This is a genomic window from Tardiphaga sp. 709 (assembly GCF_032401055.1).
Taxonomy (GTDB): Bacteria; Pseudomonadota; Alphaproteobacteria; order Rhizobiales; family Xanthobacteraceae; genus Tardiphaga.
This window is the reverse complement of the sequence record NZ_CP135529.1, coordinates 494,722-513,721: the sequence shown is the minus strand read 5'-3', so window position 1 is coordinate 513,721 and position 19,000 is coordinate 494,722. Positions and strand designations below refer to the sequence as shown.

Below are 19,000 nucleotides of genomic sequence, written 5' to 3'. Positions count from 1 at the left end.
AGTCCCTGATCGCAAGATGGAAGCCTGATTGGCGACCATCTCGTCAAGAAACGAGATTGACACACGGTTTATGTTCGTACAATTTAATATGTACGAACATAATAAGAGGAAGCGGTATGGGCAGCACGGTTTTCGATTCGGTCCTGTTTCGGGACATGTTCGGCACCGCGGAAATGCGGGCGGTCTTCGCCGACGAAGCCCTGGTCGGCCGCTACATCGAGGCCGAAGTCGCGCTGGCCCGCGCCCAGGCCCGTCTCGGCGTCGTGCCGAAGGAAGTCGCGCAGGCCATCGAGGCTGCCGCCAAATCGATCCGGATCGATTTCGACAAGCTCCGTGCTGAAACCGAAATCGTCGGCTACCCGATCCTGCCGCTGGTCCATCAGCTATCCGAGGCCGCCGGAGAGGCAGGCCGCTACGTCCACTGGGGCGCGACCACCCAGGACATCATGGATACCGCCAACGTCTTGCAGATCCGCGCGGCCTTGCAGATCGTTGCGCGCGATCTGCGCGAGGTCCGCGACATCCTCGCTACCATGGCGAAAAAATATCGCGACACGCCGATGGCCGGGCGCACCCATCTGCAGCAGGCCCTGCCGGTGACCTTCGGCTACAAGGCTGCCGTCTGGCTGTCCTCCATCGATCGGCACATTGAGCGCGTCGATCAGGCATTGCCGCGCATCCTGCTCGGCGAGTTCTCCGGCGCCGCGGGGACGCTCGCATCGGTGGGCGAGGGCGGCTTGGAGATGCAAAAGCTGTTCTGCGAGGAGCTCGGCCTGCATCAGCCCTCGATCACCTGGCATGTTGCCCGCGACGGCATCGCCGAAGCGGTCACACTGCTCGGTCTGATCACCGGCACGCTCGGCAAGATCGCCACCGACGTGATGCTGTTGTCATCGTCCGAATTCGGCGAAGTGTCTGAGCCTTTCGTGCCCGGTCGCGGCGCGTCATCGACGATGCCGCAAAAGCGTAACGCGATTTCAAGCGAGCTGATGCTCGCCGCTGCCAAGGCGGTGCGCCAGCATGTCGCGACCATGCTCGACGGCATGATCCATGATCTGGAACGTGCAACGGGGCCTTGGCATCTCGAATGGGTGTCGTTGCCGGAGAGCTTCCTGCTCACCGCCTCTTCGCTGGCAAATGCCAAATTCATGCTGGCCGGACTTGTGGTTCATGAGAAGCGCATGCTGGAGAATCTGGATCTGACACGCGGCCTTATCGTCGCCGAAGCGGTGATGATGGCAGCGGCGCCGAAACTCGGCCGCCAGCATGCGCATGACGTCGTCTACGATGCCTGCCGCAAGGCAATCGAAGGCGGCGGACAGCTTGCGGACATCCTCGCCGAGGTCCCGGAAATTACCGAAGCGCTTGGCGGCAAGGATGCCATCCGTCGTCACTGCGACCCGGCCAACTATCTCGGCCTGTGCGGTCCGATGGTCGATCGCGTGCTGAGCATGAGCGGACGCTGAAACAACATACATACACAACAGGGGAGGAATTTCGATGACGAAGAACATTTTGACGACCGCATTCGTGCTCGCCGGTGCACTGCTGTCTGGCCCAAGTCTGGCGCAGGATTATCCGACCCGCACCATCACCATGAACATGCCGTATTCAGCAGGCGGCCCCGGTGACACCATCGCGCGGCTGCTGGCGCAGGGCATGAGCGGCCCGCTGAAGCAGCAGGTCATCGTCGAGAACACGACGGGTGCCGGCGGCTCCATCGGCAGCGCCAAGGTCGCCGCTTCGCCGCCGGACGGCTACAATCTGCTGCTGATCCATATCAGCCACGCGACCAATCCCGCGCTGTATCCCAAGCTCAAATACGATCCGATCAAGGACTATGAGCCGATCGGCCTCGCTGTCGATCTGCCGTCGGTGTTCGTGGCACGCAAGGATCTCCCGGCCGCCAATCTCGCCGAGCTGATCGTCTGGATGAAGACGAACAAGGAGAAAGTGAACTACGCCCATGCCGGCATCGGATCGGCCTCGCATTTGTGCGGCCTGCTGCTCAACGCGGCGACCGGCACGCAGCCGACCCAGATCGCCTATCGCGGCGCTGGTCCGGCGATGAACGACATGATGAGCGGGCAGGTCGATGTCATGTGCGACCAGATCGTCAACGTGGTCGGCAATGTCGATGGCGGCACGATCAAGGGCTACGCCGTCACCAGCACCGAGAAGGCGCCGGCGCTGCCAAAACTGCCCACGACAGCCGAAGCCGGCTTGCCGGGCTTTACCTACACCGTCTGGTACGGCCTGTTCGCGCCGAAGGGCACGCCGAAGCCGATCATCGACAAACTCGTTGCCGCGTTGAACGTGGCGCTGAAGGACGAGACTGTGAAGAGCCGGCTTGCCGGGCTCGGCGTGCAGCCAGTGGCGCCGGAACGGGCGACGCCCGATGCGCTGGCCGCGCATCTGAAATCCGAGATCGACAAATGGACGCCGATCATCAAGGCGGCGGGCGTTGTCGGCGCGCAGTGAGCCAAACTCGTGAGTGACGTTCGCAGAGAACATGACTCCTTCGGCACCATCGCGGTGCCGAAGGATCGCTATTGGGGCGCGCAGACCCAACGCGCGCTTGAGGTCTTCCAGATCAGCGATGAGCGTTTCCCGGTCGCGCTGATCCGTGCATTCGCTCTGCAGAAGATCGCGGCCGTTCGCGCCAATCTGCAGCTCGGCACGATCACGCCGGAGATCGCAGCGCCGATCGAGACAGCGGCACTCGAACTTCAGCAGGGCCGTTTCGACGATCATTTCCCGTTGCCGATCTGGCAGACCGGCTCCGGCACCCAGACCAACATGAACGCCAATGAGGTGATCGCGAACCGGGCGAATGAATTGGTGGGCCAGCCGCTCGGGACCAAATCGCCGGTGCATCCCAACGATCACGTCAATTGCTCGCAGTCATCGAATGACAGCTTTCCGACCGTGATGCATGCGGCAACGGCGCTGGAGTTGCGCAGGCGTTTGCTCCCGGCCTTGCAGGTGCTGCGCGACGAGCTCCGCACCAAGGCGGACGCGTTCTCCGATGTCGTGAAGATCGGACGCACGCATCTGATGGATGCAGTGCCGATGACGATGGGGCAGGCATTCGATGCCTTTGCCCGTCAGATCGGCCATGCGATCGACCGCATTGAAGCCGTGTTTCCGCGTCTGCTGATGCTGCCCCAGGGCGGCACGGCCGTCGGCTCGGGGCTCAATGCGCCAAAGGGATTCGACAGCGCCTTTTGCGAGCACCTGAACGCACTGACCGGCGTTACGTTCGTCCCGAACCCGAGCAAGTTCGAAGGCATGGGCGCGCATGACGCGCTGGTCGAAGTGTCCGGCGCGCTGAACGGCCTGGCCGTCACGCTGCTGAAGATCGTCAACGACGTGCGCTTGCTTGGCTCCGGTCCGCGCTGCGGACTCGGTGAGCTCGTCATCCCGCATGACGGGCTGACGTCGTCGATCATGCCTGGCAAGCGCAATCCCACCATCGCTGAAATGCTTGCGCAGGTGTGTTTTCAGGTGATGGGCAACAACGCTGTCGTCACCGCAGCCAGCGCATCCGGCAATTTCGAGCTCAACGTTGCCAAGCCGGTCATCATCTACAACGTCTTGCAGTCGATCCGCATCCTCGCCGACGGCATCGATGTCTTCACGTCCCGATTGATCCGCGATCTCGACGTCGATCGGCGACAGCTCGCTGCGAATGTCGCCAACGCGCCGCTGCTCGCGACAGCCCTCAATCCCGTGATCGGCTACGACAAGGTCGCGCTCATCACAGCGAAGGCGCTGGACGAAGCCATTCCCCCGCGCGAAGCCGCGATCGCGCTGGGACTGCTCTCGGGTGAAGACTATGATCGTTATGTCGATCCGCAGCGCATGGCGGGGATTTGACGGAGCGGCTCAGCCGCCTTGCCGCAACCGCGCGAGGACCTTCAGCCCGCCATAGCCATCCGCCGGCAGCAGACCCATCTTCGTCTGATAGTCCTTCACCGCCTTCATCGTGTCGTTGCCGACGCGGCCATCGGTTCCGCCGGTGTCGAAGCCGGCACGAGTGAGGCGGGTCTGCACTTCCTGCACTTCGGCGAGCGTCAGCGCGCGTTCCGAGCCGGGGAACGGCTGGAGGAAAGGCGGCGCGCCGAGAATGCGATCGCCGAGATGGCAGATCGCCAGCGCATAGTTCATCGACGGATTGTAGCTGCGCACCGCATAGAAGCCCTGACCGAGCAGGAAGGCCGGGCCGCCCTGCACAGGCACCCAGAGCTTGGCATTGGCATTCGGCTGCGGGAAAGGCTGGCCGTCGGCACGCGTGACGCCTGCCGAAGACCATGCTGCAAAGCTGCGATTGCTATCCGATGAGGCGGCGCCGTTGGCGCGGACCTCGTAGCCCCAATGTTCGCCGCGTGGATATTTGCCGCGATTGACGAGGAAGCGTGCGCTGGAGCCGAGTGCATCATCGGGCTTGCCGAACGGCGAGACGCGGCCGTCGCGGTCATAGTCGATTCCGACATTGAGCCACACCTCAGGCATCCATTGCGTATGCCCCATCGCGCCGGCCCATGAGCCGCGCATCTCGTCCGGCGTGCCCCAGCCCTTGTCGACGATCTTCAGCGCGTTGATGAGTTCGGTTTCCCAATACGCGCGGCGGCGCGGTTCGTTCCACGCCAGTGCGGCGAGCGACGGAAATACCGGCCGCATATGGTTCTGTTGCACGATGGGATCGCCATAGGCGGACTCGACGCCCCAAAGCGCCAGCAGCGTGCCGCGCTCGACGCCGAAGTCGCGCTCGATGCGGTCGAACACGGCTTCGTTCTTGCGCAGCGCCTCCTTGCCGGCGGCGATGCGCCAGTCGGAGGCGCGGCGATTGATGTATTGCCAGAGCTGCTCGTGAAATTCCGGCTGCTTCTGCATCTTGGTGAACACGGACATGTCCGGCTCGGTGCGGCCCATCACGCGCGAATAGGTCGCGTCGGAGACGCCTTTGGCAATTGCCTTTGCACGAAAGCCGTCGCGCCACGCGTCGAAGCCCGCGGGCGCCGCAAAGGCGGTCTTGGGCAGCGCCAACAGCGCGCCGGCACCCAGGCCGGAACGGAGCAGGCGGCGTCGGTCGATCAGGGAATCGCGCGTGGTCATACCCCATTGTAGCCGCATGACTTGCGCGGCGGCAGGGGCAATGCGTCGCGGCGCGGGGAGGCAGCCAACGTACTGAAGTCACGCATGAAAAAGACCGCCGACAGCCCTTTTGGGCTTCCGGCGGTCTAGCGAAAAAGCTGCGGCAATCCTGCGACGGTCGGGAGCTTTTAGTCCTTGGCGCGTTCGATGTAGGAGCCGTCCTCGATCAGCACCACGATGCGGGTGCCGGTGCCGACATGCGGCGGCACGTTGGTGCGGACGCCGTTGGACAGCATCGCGGGCTTGTAGGACGACGATGCGGTCTGGCCCTTGGTCACCGGCTCGGTATCGACGACTTCGAGGGTCGCGCGCTGCGGCATCTGGATCGCCACCGGAACCAGACCATGCAGCGACAGCTTCACGGTCATGTTCTCCTGCAGATAAGGCTCGGCATCACCGATGACGTCTTTCTGCACCTGAACCTGGTCGTAATTGTCGTTGTTCATGAAGTGGAAGCCGTCGGCATCCTTGTAAAGGTAATTGAAATTCTGGTCTTCAATCGTCGCCTTTTCCACCTGGTCAGTGGTCTTGTAGCGCTCCGAGATCTTCACACCGTCGCTGATTCGGCGCATTTCGATCTGACTGACAGGAGTTCCCTTGCCGGGGTGGATGTTCTCCGCGGACAGAACCACGTAGAGCTTGCCTTCCTGCTCGATGACGTTGCCCTTGCGAATAGAACTGGCGATGACTTTCACAGATATATTTCCTAGATTTCAGGCCCGGGACCGATCCGGACGTGTGTGTCCCGTGGCCAGCGAAGCGGTTTCGGGGGGCAACATACTGATTTCACGCGGCGATGCCAGCGTTTTGCAACCCAAAAGGGCCGTTTGCTGATGACTGGAACTAACCGTCCGTCGCCCTGGTGGAGCCCGGCGCGGCACCAGGACCGCCGGGGCTTCCTGCTGGCGCGGGGTGCGATCACGAAGAGTATCCGTGCGTGGTTCGAGGCTCAGGGCTTCCTGGAGGTCGAGACTGGCGTCCTGCAGGTCTCACCGGGCAATGAGACCCATCTGCATGCGCCAAAGACGACATTGATCGACCGCGACGGCGAGCGGCTCTTGCGGTATCTGCGGACATCGCCGGAATTCGCCTGCAAGAAACTGCTGGCGGCCGGCGAGGCCAGGATCTTCGAATTCGCCCGGGTGTTTCGCGACCGGGAGCGCGGCGACAAGCACCTGCCTGAATTCACGATGCTGGAATGGTATCGTGCCGAAGAGAGCTATGAGGCCGTGATCGCCGATTGCGTGGCGATCATTGCATGCGCCGCGCAGGCGACAGGCACCAAGCAGTTCACGTTTCGCGGTCAGGTTGCCGATCCATTTGCGGAGCCGGAGATGCTGACCGTGGCAGCGGCGTTCACGCGTTTTGCGGATATCGATCTGCTCGCAAGCATTGATGGTGCCGAGGGTGATCGCGCTAAGCTGGCGGCTGCGGCAACTGGCAAGGTGCGGATCAGCGACGACGATACCTGGTCGGATATTTTCAGCAAGATTTTGGTCGAGCATGTCGAGCCGCATCTCGGGCAGGGGCGAATGACGGTATTGTTCGAATATCCGTCACCGGAGGCGGCATTGGCGCGCACAAAAGCGGGTGATCCACGCATCGCCGAACGCTTTGAGGTCTATGCCTGCGGCGTCGAACTCGCCAATGGCTTCGGCGAGCTGACCGATGCTGACGAACAGCGCCGCCGCTTCACGGAAGCGATGGATGAAAAGGAGCGTCGCTATGGCGAGCGCTATCCGCTCGATGAGGAGTTTCTTGAAGCCGTGGCGGCAATGCCGGCAGCATCTGGCGTAGCACTCGGCTTCGACCGGCTGGTGATGCTGGCGTCCCGCGCGACGCGGATCGATCTGGTGGTGTGGACGCCGCCCGCAGGTGCGTCATGAACCGTCACGTGAAAGTTGCAACAACCCTGCGACAACCCGGCGAGCTCATTGCAAACGGTCTCGCGCCGGCGTCGACGTTGGCTGATCTGGAGAAAGTCGCCGCGCGTTATGCCGTTTCGGTGACGCCGGCCGTAGCCGCACTGATCGACAGCAGCGATCCCAACGATCCGATCGCGCGTCAGTACATTCCGAGTGTGGATGAACTGAACGCGCAGCCTGAAGAGAACGCTGATCCGATCGGTGATCACGCCCACGCGCCAATCGACGGCATCGTGCATCGCTATCCCGACCGTGTGCTGTTCAAGCTGGTACATGTCTGCGCGGTGTATTGCCGGTTCTGTTTCCGCCGCGAGATGGTGGGGCCGGGCAAGGAGACCGCGCTGTCACCCGACGCCTATTCAGCCGCGCTGGATTACATTCGCAGCCATGACGAGATCTGGGAGGTAATCCTCACCGGCGGCGATCCCCTCATGCTGTCGCCGCGACGATTGAGCGAGATCATGGCGGATCTCGCTGATATCCCGCATGTAAAGATCATTCGATTGCATACGCGGGTCCCCGTGGCCGATCCCGGCCGCGTGAGCGCGGAGATGGTGGAGGCATTGAAGGTCACGGGTGCCAGCACATGGGTGGCGCTGCATGCCAATCATCCGCGCGAGCTGACGGATGCTGCACGTGCGGCCTGCGCGCTGATGGTGGATGCCGGCATTCCCATGGTGAGCCAGTCGGTATTGCTGCGCGGCGTCAATGACGATGCGGCGACGCTGACGGCACTGATGCGCGGCTTCGTCGAATGCCGCATCAGGCCCTATTATCTGCATCATGGCGACCTCGCGCCCGGCACCGCACATTTGCGCACCAGCATCGCGGAGGGACAGGCCTTGATGCGCGCCATTCGAGGCAATGTTTCCGGATTGTGCCAGCCGGATTATGTGCTCGATATTCCCGGCGGTTATGGCAAGGCGCCGATCGGTCCCGAATATTTGTCTGAGAATTCTTCAATCAGCCTCAAGCCTGACGGTGAAGCTTCTGCGGAATCGGTCTATCGTGTTGTGGATTACTGCGGCGACGTTCATATCTATCCACCGAAGCCGTAGCGATCGGCTTACACGCGCCACCTGGTGTCGGAGACAAAAAATGAAAACATTGTTCGTGATGACGGCAGGCCTGTTCGTTCTCGGCCATTCGCTGGCTCTGGCGCAGGATTCGTCCCGCAACCTGCCACCCAAGGGCCTGCGCTCGCAGCCGACCACACAGACCAACAGCGGCGGCGCTCTGCCAGAGGCTCCCGTCGGCCATCGCCAGCCACGCCCGGGTGATCTGCCGCCCGAGACCGGCAAGAACGATCCGTCCCGCATTGACGCGCAGGATCGCGAACTTGATCGCATGATCAAGAATATCTGCAAGGGCTGCTGAGCCCCTGCAGACAGTTGGCGGGGTCAGGCCTTCTTGCGGGCGGCCATCGCCAAGCCGATCAGCGAAGCGCCGCCGATCACCAGATTGATGCCGACCATCAAGCCGATGGCCCAGGCTGCCGTGCCGGGCAGGCCCGAGATGATGATGAAGGCGATCACGATATCCATCAGGCCGGAGAAGGCCATCCAGCTCCAGCGCTCCGACAATTCCTTGCGATGCTGGAGCGCGTACATGATGGTCGCTACGCCCTCGGCGAGGAAATAGACGCCAACCACGAATGTCAGTGTCAGCGTGCTTTCGGCCGGGCGCGTAAGCAGAATGATGCCGGCGCCGATGCCGAGGATTGCTGAAATCAGCGACCAGATGAAGCCTGGTGTCTGACGGGCCCAGAAAGTCATCAGCAGCGCTGCAACGCCCGAGATGAAGAACATCCAGCCAAGCATGACGGTAACGGCGATACTGGCCACCTGCGGCACGATCATCGCGGCGAAGCCGAGGATCACCAGCACGATGCCCTCGATCAGAAATGCCTTCCAATGTGCGCGCACGGCGGCGCTCATCTTCGATTGCAACTCGGCGAGGTTGGGCGGCATGGTCATGGCGGCGATGTCCCGATCTGGCCGGCAGCATGCTGGCCGTGCCTCGCATTTATCCGCTCACACGCGGAAGCGTGCAAGTTTGTTGATCGGGTATAACTCGAATGTCGCGCGAGGTCTTGAACGTTACGACTGCATGGTCATGGCCGGTGCGGCCGTGCGCATGCGGTTGCGACCGAGAATATAGGCCGTCGTCGTCAGCACCAGCAGCACTGCCCCGATGGCGATCGATGCCAGACCGAGTGGGATCAGCACCATGGTGACGTTGCGCGCCGGGTTCGTAAACCAGTGATGAATCGAGGTCAGCAAAAAGGCTGTGCCGGCAAAGCCCGCGCCGCCGCCGGCGACCAGCAGCGCCCACATGCCGCGCAACTGGCTGAGCCGCTCGCGTGACACCTCGGTATGTGGCGCATGATGCGCGCCGATCCGCCTGACCAGCCGCGCCGCCAGCGCAATGGTGCCGAAGCCAATCACCACGCCGGCGGCCTCGAGCACGCGGCGCATCACGCCGACGATCTCCGGATGTCGCTGCAGCGTCAGCAAAGGAAGATCGAAACAGGCATGCAGCGTCACCGGCGCGAGAACAATGAGCATGGGTGTGCGAATGAAAGCCCAGCCGTCGCGGCGATGGGCGCCGAGCGCGCGGCCGGAGCGGGTGATGGCGATATAGGCGCCGGCGATGACGCCGAGCGCGCCGTGAAACGGCACGGTCAGTACGCTGCGCAGCACCGCGAGCGTCCGCCACATCTCGGGATATTGCAGGAGATAGACGAGATTCTCGTAGGCGGCGAAGCCGAGGCCGGCGGCGGCGCCGTAAACCACCGTGTCCATTGGATCGGCCGTCCGGGCGCGCTGGGTGGACACCGCGATGATGACGAAGATCTTCACGATCTCCTCCGGCGCGGCGACGCCAAACACGGCGTGGAGCACCATGGCCAGGGTCGGGTTGTCCGTAAGACCCGGAATTGCCGCGAACAGCGCGCGGGCATAGCCGAGCAGGGAGATGCTGGCGGCCCCCAGCAGGAATGACGCCCAGACCAACCCGGGCGGTCCCGGCCGTTCATCGGCAGCAATCACCAGCCACAGCAACAGCAGAGCTGGTGCCACGGCGGCGATACCGATCACGGTGGGGAGCGATTCGAGCAGGTTCATGGAACTTAATTATAGACGGCCGGGCAGACCGGAAAGAGTGACTCTTGCGGGAGCCGCCTGCGACAAAAGAGAAGCTAGCGGGCCCGGGCCAGGGCCGGAACCAATCAGTGTTCGGTCGATTGGGCTGACACAGCTCATACTGCACGGGAAATGACCATGGCCGACGACGCAAAGACCCCCCCTACATCTACGAAGGCGTCGAGCCCGTGCCTGAGGCCCGGTCGACAATCACAGAAACGATCACGGATGTGAAAGAGGCGGTGACCGAGACCGCGCACCGTATCGGCGGTGCCATCGAGTCCGGCAAGAAGCCAGGGATGCCGTTGAGCATCCTGGCCAATGTCGCACGCGAAGCGCCGCTGGGGTCGCTGCTGGTTGCTTTTCTGCTCGGCGTCGCTGTGGCGCGCCGGCGCTAGGCGTCAACGAATCCGGGCCGGCACCAGATTGACCGGCTTCGTGGTCCGTAGCGATGCCGGCTGATAGGCCGACGCAGGCGCAAAGACCGACTTGCAGCCATCGCTTAGCTGAGACTTGTTGCGGATCATGCAAGCCGTGACGCGATCGACATCCGGGATTTCCGAACTGCACAGTCGCATCGCATCGCCCGTGCAAAGCTGTTCCTGTTCGGCGCTGTAGGCGTGGCAGACGGTGGTCAGCATGCCGAATGCAAGAACGGTGGCGGCGGCGAGCTTCGCGGTGGTGAATGTCATCGTGTGTCCCTCGATCTTGTGTCCATCCGTGCGCCGATCGGCGCGTCGTTGGAGCGATGGGATAGAGGGCGTTCGCTTCAGGCGGTTTGCGCGGAGGCGAGGAAACGGTTTCTTCGACCGCGGTTTTGTTTCATTGCTGGTGATGGACGAAACACAGCGCGCCGGTTCGGAATCTCCTCCCTGATGGACATTATTCAGAAAATCTCGGCGCTAATCGCCGCGCAAGCCGATTGGGCTGGACCGCTTGGCTTCGTCATCGCCTTCTTCGGATGTCTGGTCGGCTCCAGTTTCGTGGTGCCGGCCGCCGCCATCGTGACGGCGACAGGGGTGCTGATCGGCGCCGGCGTGGTGTCCTGGACTTTCGTCCTTTGGGCCATCGGCGGCGCGGTGCTCGGCATGAGCGTGTCCTATGAGCTCGGCAAACGGTGCGGGCCGAGGCTGCTGGAGATGCGGATGCTCCAATCGCGTCAGCAACTGGTGGCGCGGGTACGCGGGCTATTCGAGCGCTACGGCATCGCGGCGATCATGGTCGGCTACCATATCGGGCCGGCGCGCGCACTGGTCACCAGCGTCGCGGGCATCGCCGGCATGCCGCGTCTGAAGTTCGAAACCGCCAGTATCGTGTCCGCAATGGTCTGGATCGTCGATCATGCCTTGATCGGCGTCATTCCCGCCACACTCATCGACGCCGACAGTCCGTGGCTGCTGCCGGTGACATTGGGAGCGCCGGTCGTCGTGATCGTTCTGACCGTGATGTTGCTGCGCAAGGCGTTCTAGCCACAGCGCCAACGCGTCGCATCACGCCGCCTTCGAGATCTTCTTCTTGAGATGTCCGGTGTCGTGATCGCGGCGGAGCTGACTGAGCGACGTGTCGTTGAGCTTCGGCAGCACTTCACTGAGGGTGAGCGTGTCGGGGTGCCCGGCTGCGAAGAACTTGCCGTAGATCTTGCGGAGTGTTGCCAGTGTGGTGCTGCCGTATTTCTCGGTCATCGCGCTGTCGTGCGCGTGAAGGTGATCGCCGCCGTCATGCTTCATGTCTCGCTCCCTGCCGGTATCGCATGATCTCGCACCTTGAGCAGTGCAGATTGCGTTCGGCCAGACAGACTAGGCGCGGTGCTGTGGAGAGTACAAGCAGTTCACGTGTGCTCGGGAGCAATCGCGCGGGATGGCTTAGCCGCGCGCCCCGGGGCGCTTGCGCTGCACAACGATCTTCATCTTCTGACGGCCCTTGCTTGCGGCAGCGCGGGAGCGTGAGCGGCGCGGCTGCTCTCGCGCGGCAGGCTTGTCGTCAGTCGCCGAGGTGCTGGCAAAAGACTGCCGGAGAGTGTCGAGCGTGGAGGTGAGGGCGCCGACCTGCTCGTTGAGCTTGCGCGCTTCGTTCTGCTGCGCTGTCATCAGACGCTGCATGATCTGCAACTGATCCTGCACGACCTGAAGCTGATCGATCGACTGCTGCTGCGTGGCCTCGATGCCTTTGGTCTTTTCGATCAGCTGTTCGGACGCCTGCGCCACACGGGCCTGTTGCAGGCGCGATGCGGTGAGCCGCTCCGGCTCCGGCGTTGCGCCGCTATAGCTGCGCCACGTGAAGATGCCGCCGATGCCGATCACGACCAGAAACAGGGCCGCAGCCGCAACCATGATCGGCTGCTGGCTAATGCGCCAGGTGTGACTGGGCTCGGACGCGTAACTGTGCTGGGAAGCGCTCGGCATGATTTCGACCATGAAACTCGAAGTCCTATGGCGTGTGATCGTTCCAATCCGCGACAAAACCATCCAGAACGCGTGAATTTCGGGAGGTTCGCGGCCAAGTTCAACGAAAATAAGGCTCGGGTGGCAATAACGTGGCCTAACCCAGGGCAGTGCGCGAATGGCGCTCCCTAGCAGTGCCAGCGGGCCTGTGCATAACATGTTGAAGTGACAAGTAAAAGTGCGAATTATTTGACATTTTTTGGGCAGTCGGCGACAAAAACGTCCAACAAAACGTCCAACATGGGGCAGGGATGGGCGAACATCTGACTAAGCGAAATGGAACGTGGCACTTCGTGCGCCGCGTACCTGAGGAGTTCGCGAGGTATGACAGGCGCGGCATCGTGAAGCTGTCTACGAAGGTCCGCATCGCTCGCGACAGGCACGGGCAGCGCGCCACCCTAATCGCCGATCGGATGAATTTGGACCTCGAAGCCTACTGGCAGAAATGTGCTGCCGGGGAAGCTGGCAGGGCGGCCACGGACCATGCCGAAGCGGTTCGGCGGGCGCGCATCCTCGAGCTTGCATATCGCCCAGCTGCGGCCGTAGCGCTGGAAGCCCCAACCGAGCTCAGGCGACGCATCGAAACCTTAGCCGAGGGAGACCGGCTGCATGATCCCGTGACGCGCGCGGCCGTGCTCGGTGGTGTCGCTGAGCCACTTATCAAGCTTTCGACTCTGTTTGCCGAATTCGAGGCGGCCACGGCAACCGAGCGGATGAATTATTCACCGAAGCAGCTCAAGAAATGGAAGGCCGGCAAAGAGCGCGCTATCGAGATCCTGATCGAAGTGGTGACCGATAAGGCCTTGCAACACATGACCCGCGACGATGCCCTCAAGTACCGCGATCACTGGCAGGCCCGGGCCGTGAAGCGTGAAGTTGCCATCGGCACCGCAAATAAGAACATCACTCATATTCAGCGCATGGTTCGAACCGTCAGCCAGCGGCATCATCTGGACAAGGAAAGCCTGTTCGCCGGCCTGCGTCTCAGCGGCGGTGAGCGCGGGCAGCGCAAGCCGTTCGAGACGGCGTTCATTGTCGACACGATCTTGCGGCCGGGTGGCTTCGACACGCTGAACGACCAGGCGACGGCCGCAGTGCACATCCTGATCAACACCGGCGCGCGACCCTGCGAGGTGTTGAACCTTCTGCCGGCGAATATCGTGCTCGATGCTAATATCCCCTATATTCGGGTGGTGCCCGATGGCCGCGTACTGAAGACGGAATCCTCGGAGCGCGACATTCCGCTGGTCGGAATTGCTCTTGAGGCGATGCGGCGCTTTCCGAAAGGCTTCGCGCGCTACTTTGACAACGAGGACAGTTTTTCGGCGGCAGTCAATAAACACTTGAAGAAGCATGGCATGAAGCCGTCGCCGCGTCATTCGGTCTATTCATTCCGCCACAGCTTCAAGGATCGGCTGCGAGCGCTGGAGTGCCCGGACGAATTAACGGACGAACTTATGGGACATTCCAGTGGAAAGCCGCAATATGGCGACGGACACGGCCTACATCTCAAGCTCAAGTATCTGCTGATGACAGCGCTTGCGCCTGCCGAAGCGAGCGCCCTTTTGAAGGCGGTCGGTTGACGTCAGTTTTGGGTTCACGCCCTAATTCTGGATTACTACGTTCTGGCGTCATCTGGCGGCTAGGGCGTCACGTTTGCACGCTTTGCTAAAGAGCGCACAAATCCACGTGCTCCTTTGAATTTAACCTTGGAGACAAAAGGGCGCCCCCCCGCCCTGGACAAAATTGCTCGCGCGTGCGATGTGAGATGCATGGAACCGACATGCATCGACCTTTTTTCTGGCTGCGGCGGGCTTTCCCTAGGCTTGGGATCGGCAGGTTTTGCCACGCTCTTTGGAGTGGAGGCTCATGAAGATGCATTTTCGACTTACAGCGCCAACCTTCTGCAGCGCCGTCCAGATAAGCACAGCTGGCCGACTTGGCTGGAGAAAAAGCCTTGGCCTGCGCAGGAACTCCTCACAAAACATCAGGAAGGCCTTCGATCCCTCCGAGGGACTGTCGATTTGATCGCGGGCGGGCCGCCATGCCAAGGTTTTAGCATGAACGGGTTACGGCGTCCGGATGACCCTCGAAGTCGCATGGTGGAAGTCTACCTGCAGTATGTGGATCTCGTCCGACCCCGACTAATCTTGCTGGAAAACGTCGTGGGCTTCCAATCCATGAAGCACCGGGCAGGGGGCACTTATAGCGACTACGTCTCACGAGAGCTACATCGCATGGGCTACGACACTTGGTCGGATGTGGTGCGCGCGTCCGATTGGGGGGTTCCCCAGCGCAGGCCAAGGTTTGTATTGATCGCGGCGCTACAGGGGACGCTTCCGGGCATCGACCCACTTGAGCGGCTGCGAGTTGCAAGAAAGTCTTTTCTGCAGAAGCGGGGGCTCGGCCCTAAGCACACAGGCGCACGTGCGGCCCTCTCGGATTTGGAATCGGAAGCAGGACTCGACGAAGAATGGGGGCGCATGGGCTTTAAAGTATTGCGTCGCGCCAAAGAACCCAAAAGTGCCTATCAAAGGCTCATGCGCTCAGGATCCCCGGCGCAACCAACCGATATGAGACTGCCTAGACATAGCGCATCCACGATAGAACGTATGAGTGATATTCTATCGAGTTGTGAGCGAGGAGTATGTCTTCGGCCTGCCGATCGGGAGCGCCTAGGTATCAAAAAGCGGTCAACCACAGCGCTCGATCCGCTCGCGCCATCTCCAACTATTAGCACGCTACCGGATGATTTTGTCCATTACTCGCGGCCTCGGTCAATGACAGTTCGTGAGCACGCTCGACTGCAATCATTTCCAGATTGGTTTGTTTTTCACGGACCTTATACATCTGGCGGTGACCGCAGAAAAAACGCTTGTCCAAAATATACTCAGGTCGGCAACGCTGTGCCTCCGCTACTCGCTGAGGCCATCGGCGAGATGCTGTTAGGTTTGCTGCGCGTCCAGCGGGATCACCAAGTCGCCCATCTCCCGGAAAGCGTCGATGTGAGCCGCAAAGCTCCGGCGAATGTCAGGAAAGTCCGAAACGCGGATCTCATCGCTACCCTTTAGTACCCAACCATCGTCGCTTTGCACTTCAACGACGTGACCCAAGACGTTGCGTTTGTTTAAAACGTTCTCATTGTATTGAGCGCTCTGTCTCCGAAGCTCTCGCAAACGCTCGACCCCAGCTTCGTTTATACCAAACGTGGCAGGTGCCGTCGCGGCAATCTGCGTCAAACGTCGAAAATGCTTGAACAACTTTAAGGAGTCCACGGCTCGCGTATCGATCCGTGCACTAAGATCACCGGAAATCGCGAGCTCATATTTTTTTTGCATGCTGGCTATGAAGTCTAAAACGTCTTTATCAAGATCGCTCACTTTAGCAACGCAATTTGGGTCCCGCTCGCACATCGAGAGCATTGCTGATTTCATTAGCGTGTCGCACTCGGCGACAACTCTCATGGCCAGCCCCCTCATGCCAGAAAGCCGATCCAACGCTCTCGCCGTTTGGTCTATGAGCGAGCCGGTGCGATCAATGAAGCGGGAACGATGACTGCAATAAACGCCCTCGACCTGTTGCTTTGCAATCAGTTCTCGGAGGGACTGCTCGTCAACCGTTCCCGAATAAAAAAGTATGTTTGTGGATGGAAACAAAGCGCGCACGCGAGGAGCGATCTCGTCTCCGTTCTCGTCCTGCAAGCGATAGTCGAGGAGGATAAGGTCGTATTTGTGGTACAGGTTATGTGCACGGGCTAAGTCTTCAATTCGCTTGCTGTTTGCGATCGTCTCAATTCTGGCGATGAACCCGGATTCCCTAATGCGTCGCTTGAGGGTCTCGCTTTCCTCGGGGCTCCATGAGTCTTCAATCCATAGGATTCCGAAGTCGAGATTCATGATGCTTCCCCCGATAACGTGATTTCAAAGTCAGCCCGCGAGCCGTCTCCGACGAGCTCGATCGTGCTTTCCATGCCTTCTAAAATTTGACGGACGCTGTACAAGCCAAGACCGGTCCCGCCGGCTGAACCAGTGTAGCCGCGCTCGAATATCTTCGCTGGGTCAACTTTGCGTTCGTCGATACCCAAACCGTCGTCGACAACACTAATAACAACGGAACTTTGGCCTTTACGAGAAGTCACGAAGTCGATCTTCGAAGCTTTTGCTTTGCGAGCATTATCTAGAAGATTGTCTATAAGAACCGCGACGTCCACGGGTGAGAAGTCTCTCACCAATGACAGGCTGGCGGCTTCAAAAGTGGCGGCTGGCATGTCGGGTACGTTGGCTAGTCGTACCTCAAAATATTCTTTCAAAAATCTCAGCAGATCGCCATGAACTTTATCCGTTTCGAGATCGACGCGAATGTTCGGAGCGAAGGACAGCACGGTCCGTAGTCTATCGCCAGAGAGATTTGCGCTCGCGATAGAAACAGATGCGCGTCTGGCGGATTGTCGCACCGAGGCTAACAGGTCCTCGACGTCATCATCAGCGCCAGTCACCTGGGTCGCCGTGGCTGCCTCTAGTACGTTGCGTACTTCGTGAGCCGCGTTAACGATAGCTGAGCGAAGATGCCCTAAATGAATCGTTGCTTGATGCATAAGTAACTGCACCCGCTCAACATTGACGTCACGGCTACTTCCCAGAAAAGCCGCTTGCTGCTCCAATCTGGATATAATTGCGTCTGCGCGCTGGCGCTCTTCCATTGCGCGCCGAGCAGTGTCTTGCGCCTCTTGCCGCGAAGATTTCAGCTCCTCGATGCGGCGTCGAGCATCTTCGACTTGCCGCAAGAGTCTGGCGTCTCCCTGATTTTGGGCGAGCTCAGACATGGCCTTAAGTGCTGAATCAGTGATCTGGTCTGGGTCATCGGAAACGCGGACCAGATCTTGATCAAAATAGACGATCTCGGTGTCTTTCGAGCGCGCGAGGGAGCCTACGACGGCTAGTACGCGCTCGCGGGCCTTGTCTGTTTCTAGGCCCTCGGGCGTGTCACGTTCTTGATCGCGGCTGTCTTGCCAATTGACGCCGACGACATAGCGTTCGAGCCGAAAAATCATCTGCTTTCGAATGGCGTCATACAAAGCGCGGCTGCGAGCATCCTCCACGAGGCCGGCATCTCGGCTTGAAACTTCGCGAAAAAGCTTGGGACGGGCTGTAACGTCAACGCGCCCGATCACGTCGCGAGTTCCCAGATACCGCGCCTGTCCTTGCTGCTTCCGGCGGTTCAAGCCGAACGTGTCATCAAACTCCTCGCCTATTGGAAATATGCGAAAGCCGTTTAAGAAAAGAAACACGCTACCAAATTCAATAGGCCGCACGCCCATCCGCGTGGTGAATGTTTGCTTGGCGGACCTATTCAAGAAGTAAATTTGCCCCTCAACCCTGCACTCGTTTAGCTCATCGTATGCTGACGGCTCACGCAGGGCATATATCTTCCGCCCCCGGTCGAATAGAGTAGTGTGAACTATCTCGTTTTCGATGACGACTTCGATGCGGCTGGTCTTCTCTCTGAGAAGATCTCCGATCTGATTGCCTACGGGCCCGTCCACGCCATCGATGAAGTCTCGCTCATCATCAACCAGCCAGGTTGAGACGGTAACGTGTTTGGTCGTACCAAATGGGTCGATCAGTTTCGCGAGATCGCGGCGAAGCCGACTAATTCGGACTTCGTCCCAATCTTGTCGCGTGTCTTTAATCAACAAGACTGTGCCATGGTCCGCAGGCGTCGCGGCGTTGTATATTGGAGGAAATGATTTGGCCGGCGACAGTGTCACATCGATTTGTTGAAATTCCTCTGTGCTGTCATGCTCAAAACGAGCCCAGTCAATCTCAAGCTTGATGATCGTGCTTCGGCCTGCCGCGAGGCTATATAGTTCGAGCTCGCGGCCTAACGTGTCGCAAGCGAACCTGCCTATTCCTTTGCTGCCAGCGAACTGTCCCGCGGGTTTGATCTTATCTCGGTAATTTTCGGGTGCCGCGAGAGCTTTTTCAGAATAGGCAACAAAAAGCCATCGATCTCGGATGTCCGCGGCAGTCATACCGCTTCCGTCATCGATGATGGCAATTGTCCGATCGTGAGGGTCGAACTCGATTTCGACCCGAGTTGCGCCCGCGTCGAACGAATTCTTGACGAGCTCAAATATCGCGACGAATTCGTTCGTCACGAGGTCCCGCCCGATTATGTCCTTTAGATGAGAGCTGATCCGGAAGGTTTCTAAGGTCACCGTAATTTCCGATAAGGGGGTGCTCAGGGCAGGGTGCAGAACAAGAAAACCTCACGCGAAGCGCGTGCTGACATTAGCACCGGGCTTGGCCGGAAAAGCAATCAACGGCCCGCATTG

18 protein-coding genes and 1 pseudogene are annotated in these 19,000 nt (G+C 60.3%); 10 read left to right on the top strand and 9 right to left on the bottom strand.

Annotated features, from left to right (window positions below; genetic code table 11):
* The first annotated feature begins 116 nt into the window (after nucleotides 1-116).
* Genes RSO67_RS02805 through RSO67_RS02795 form a run of 3 tightly spaced genes read left to right on the top strand, consistent with a single transcriptional unit; the run spans nucleotide 117 to nucleotide 3,879 of the window.
* Nucleotides 117-1,466, top strand: coding sequence for an adenylosuccinate lyase family protein (locus tag RSO67_RS02805; protein WP_315844152.1), 1,350 nt, complete (start codon nucleotides 117-119; stop codon nucleotides 1,464-1,466).
* A gap of 34 nt (nucleotides 1,467-1,500) precedes the next feature.
* On the top strand, nucleotides 1,501-2,481 hold the full coding sequence (locus tag RSO67_RS02800; protein ID WP_315842266.1) for a tripartite tricarboxylate transporter substrate-binding protein: 981 nt from the start codon (nucleotides 1,501-1,503) through the stop codon (nucleotides 2,479-2,481).
* 9 nt (nucleotides 2,482-2,490) lie between these two features.
* On the top strand, nucleotides 2,491-3,879 hold the full coding sequence (locus RSO67_RS02795; RefSeq protein WP_315842265.1) for a class II fumarate hydratase: 1,389 nt from the start codon (nucleotides 2,491-2,493) through the stop codon (nucleotides 3,877-3,879).
* 9 nt (nucleotides 3,880-3,888) lie between these two features.
* Here the strand turns inward: RSO67_RS02795 and RSO67_RS02790 are convergent, their stop codons facing one another.
* Together RSO67_RS02790 and efp are read right to left on the bottom strand one after the other, a co-directional pair.
* Complete coding sequence (locus tag RSO67_RS02790; protein WP_315842264.1) at nucleotides 3,889-5,118, bottom strand: lytic murein transglycosylase; 1,230 nt, start codon at nucleotides 5,116-5,118, stop codon at nucleotides 3,889-3,891.
* Nucleotides 5,119-5,285: 167 nt separating this feature from the next.
* Nucleotides 5,286-5,852 (bottom strand): elongation factor P, encoded by a 567-nt coding sequence (gene efp / locus RSO67_RS02785; protein ID WP_068736546.1) that lies wholly within the window; start codon nucleotides 5,850-5,852, stop codon nucleotides 5,286-5,288.
* A 138-nt stretch (nucleotides 5,853-5,990) separates the two neighbouring features.
* On the opposite strand from efp, the gene epmA reads away from it, so the two are divergent.
* From epmA to RSO67_RS02770, 3 genes are read left to right on the top strand one after another with little or no spacing between them, the layout of a single operon-like run.
* Entirely contained in the window at nucleotides 5,991-7,043 is a 1,053-nt protein-coding gene (gene epmA, locus RSO67_RS02780) for an EF-P lysine aminoacylase EpmA (RefSeq protein ID WP_315842263.1), read from the top strand.
* Entirely contained in the window at nucleotides 7,040-8,140 is a 1,101-nt protein-coding gene (locus tag RSO67_RS02775; protein ID WP_315842262.1) for a lysine-2,3-aminomutase-like protein, read from the top strand. Before epmA ends, RSO67_RS02775 begins: the two co-directional genes overlap by 4 nt.
* A 40-nt stretch (nucleotides 8,141-8,180) precedes the next feature.
* Complete coding sequence (locus RSO67_RS02770; protein ID WP_081422013.1) at nucleotides 8,181-8,459, top strand: hypothetical protein; 279 nt, start codon at nucleotides 8,181-8,183, stop codon at nucleotides 8,457-8,459.
* 23 nt (nucleotides 8,460-8,482) lie between these two features.
* Here RSO67_RS02770 and RSO67_RS02765 read toward each other — a convergent pair whose 3' ends face one another.
* Together RSO67_RS02765 and RSO67_RS02760 are read right to left on the bottom strand one after the other, a co-directional pair.
* Entirely contained in the window at nucleotides 8,483-9,058 is a 576-nt protein-coding gene (locus RSO67_RS02765; protein WP_309946144.1) for an HdeD family acid-resistance protein, read from the bottom strand.
* Between the two features lie 123 nt (nucleotides 9,059-9,181).
* On the bottom strand, nucleotides 9,182-10,207 hold the full coding sequence (locus RSO67_RS02760; RefSeq protein WP_315842261.1) for a PrsW family glutamic-type intramembrane protease: 1,026 nt from the start codon (nucleotides 10,205-10,207) through the stop codon (nucleotides 9,182-9,184).
* 185 nt (nucleotides 10,208-10,392) lie between these two features.
* Between RSO67_RS02760 and RSO67_RS02755 the strand changes: the two genes are divergently transcribed.
* Nucleotides 10,393-10,623 (top strand): hypothetical protein, encoded by a 231-nt coding sequence (locus RSO67_RS02755; RefSeq protein ID WP_410001868.1) that lies wholly within the window; start codon nucleotides 10,393-10,395, stop codon nucleotides 10,621-10,623.
* A 3-nt stretch (nucleotides 10,624-10,626) separates the two neighbouring features.
* Here RSO67_RS02755 and RSO67_RS02750 read toward each other — a convergent pair whose 3' ends face one another.
* On the bottom strand, nucleotides 10,627-10,917 hold the full coding sequence (locus RSO67_RS02750) for a hypothetical protein (RefSeq protein WP_175368942.1): 291 nt from the start codon (nucleotides 10,915-10,917) through the stop codon (nucleotides 10,627-10,629).
* Nucleotides 10,918-11,100: 183 nt separating this feature from the next.
* Here RSO67_RS02750 and RSO67_RS02745 point away from each other — a divergent pair, with 183 nt between their 5' ends.
* Nucleotides 11,101-11,694 (top strand): DedA family protein, encoded by a 594-nt coding sequence (locus RSO67_RS02745; protein WP_315842260.1) that lies wholly within the window; start codon nucleotides 11,101-11,103, stop codon nucleotides 11,692-11,694.
* Between the two features lie 21 nt (nucleotides 11,695-11,715).
* Here the strand turns inward: RSO67_RS02745 and RSO67_RS02740 are convergent, their stop codons facing one another.
* Together RSO67_RS02740 and RSO67_RS02735 are read right to left on the bottom strand one after the other, a co-directional pair.
* Nucleotides 11,716-11,952: a hypothetical protein gene (locus RSO67_RS02740; protein WP_068736536.1), complete on the bottom strand. Its 237-nt coding sequence runs from the start codon at nucleotides 11,950-11,952 to the stop codon at nucleotides 11,716-11,718.
* 135 nt (nucleotides 11,953-12,087) lie between these two features.
* Nucleotides 12,088-12,627 carry a hypothetical protein gene (locus RSO67_RS02735; RefSeq protein WP_315842259.1) on the bottom strand — a complete coding sequence of 180 codons (540 nt, stop codon included), beginning with the start codon at nucleotides 12,625-12,627 and terminating at the stop codon, nucleotides 12,088-12,090.
* 290 nt (nucleotides 12,628-12,917) lie between these two features.
* Between RSO67_RS02735 and RSO67_RS02730 the strand changes: the two genes are divergently transcribed.
* Nucleotides 12,918-14,249 (top strand): molecular chaperone, encoded by a 1,332-nt coding sequence (locus tag RSO67_RS02730; RefSeq protein WP_315842258.1) that lies wholly within the window; start codon nucleotides 12,918-12,920, stop codon nucleotides 14,247-14,249.
* Nucleotides 14,250-14,438: 189 nt separating this feature from the next.
* Nucleotides 14,439-15,548: pseudogene (locus RSO67_RS02725) on the top strand (DNA cytosine methyltransferase); the annotation flags it as partial.
* Nucleotides 15,549-15,611: 63 nt separating this feature from the next.
* On the opposite strand, the gene RSO67_RS02720 reads toward RSO67_RS02725, so the two are convergent.
* Nucleotides 15,612-16,562 (bottom strand): response regulator, encoded by a 951-nt coding sequence (locus RSO67_RS02720; protein WP_315842257.1) that lies wholly within the window; start codon nucleotides 16,560-16,562, stop codon nucleotides 15,612-15,614.
* Entirely contained in the window at nucleotides 16,559-18,883 is a 2,325-nt protein-coding gene (locus RSO67_RS02715) for a sensor histidine kinase (protein ID WP_315842256.1), read from the bottom strand. Before RSO67_RS02715 ends, RSO67_RS02720 begins: the two co-directional genes overlap by 4 nt.
* Nucleotides 18,884-19,000: the final 117 nt, after the last annotated feature.

Excerpts from the sequence above, each read along its gene's own strand:
- RSO67_RS02735 (WP_315842259.1), bottom strand. The coding sequence starts at position 12,627 with ATGCCGAGCGCTTCCCAGCACAGTTACGCGTCCGAGCCCAGTCACACC.
- RSO67_RS02765 (WP_309946144.1), bottom strand. The coding sequence starts at position 9,058 with ATGACCATGCCGCCCAACCTCGCCGAGTTGCAATCGAAGATGAGCGCC.
- RSO67_RS02750 (WP_175368942.1), bottom strand. The coding sequence starts at position 10,917 with ATGACATTCACCACCGCGAAGCTCGCCGCCGCCACCGTTCTTGCATTC.
- RSO67_RS02720 (WP_315842257.1), bottom strand. The coding sequence starts at position 16,562 with ATGAATCTCGACTTCGGAATCCTATGGATTGAAGACTCATGGAGCCCC.
- RSO67_RS02800 (WP_315842266.1), top strand. The coding sequence starts at position 1,501 with ATGACGAAGAACATTTTGACGACCGCATTCGTGCTCGCCGGTGCACTG.
- RSO67_RS02775 (WP_315842262.1), top strand. The coding sequence starts at position 7,040 with ATGAACCGTCACGTGAAAGTTGCAACAACCCTGCGACAACCCGGCGAG.
- RSO67_RS02740 (WP_068736536.1), bottom strand. The coding sequence starts at position 11,952 with ATGAAGCATGACGGCGGCGATCACCTTCACGCGCACGACAGCGCGATG.
- RSO67_RS02805 (WP_315844152.1), top strand. The coding sequence starts at position 117 with ATGGGCAGCACGGTTTTCGATTCGGTCCTGTTTCGGGACATGTTCGGC.
- RSO67_RS02790 (WP_315842264.1), bottom strand. The coding sequence starts at position 5,118 with ATGACCACGCGCGATTCCCTGATCGACCGACGCCGCCTGCTCCGTTCC.
- epmA (WP_315842263.1), top strand. The coding sequence starts at position 5,991 with ATGACTGGAACTAACCGTCCGTCGCCCTGGTGGAGCCCGGCGCGGCAC.
- RSO67_RS02770 (WP_081422013.1), top strand. The coding sequence starts at position 8,181 with ATGAAAACATTGTTCGTGATGACGGCAGGCCTGTTCGTTCTCGGCCAT.
- RSO67_RS02760 (WP_315842261.1), bottom strand. The coding sequence starts at position 10,207 with ATGAACCTGCTCGAATCGCTCCCCACCGTGATCGGTATCGCCGCCGTG.
- RSO67_RS02730 (WP_315842258.1), top strand. The coding sequence starts at position 12,918 with ATGGGCGAACATCTGACTAAGCGAAATGGAACGTGGCACTTCGTGCGC.
- RSO67_RS02745 (WP_315842260.1), top strand. The coding sequence starts at position 11,101 with ATGGACATTATTCAGAAAATCTCGGCGCTAATCGCCGCGCAAGCCGAT.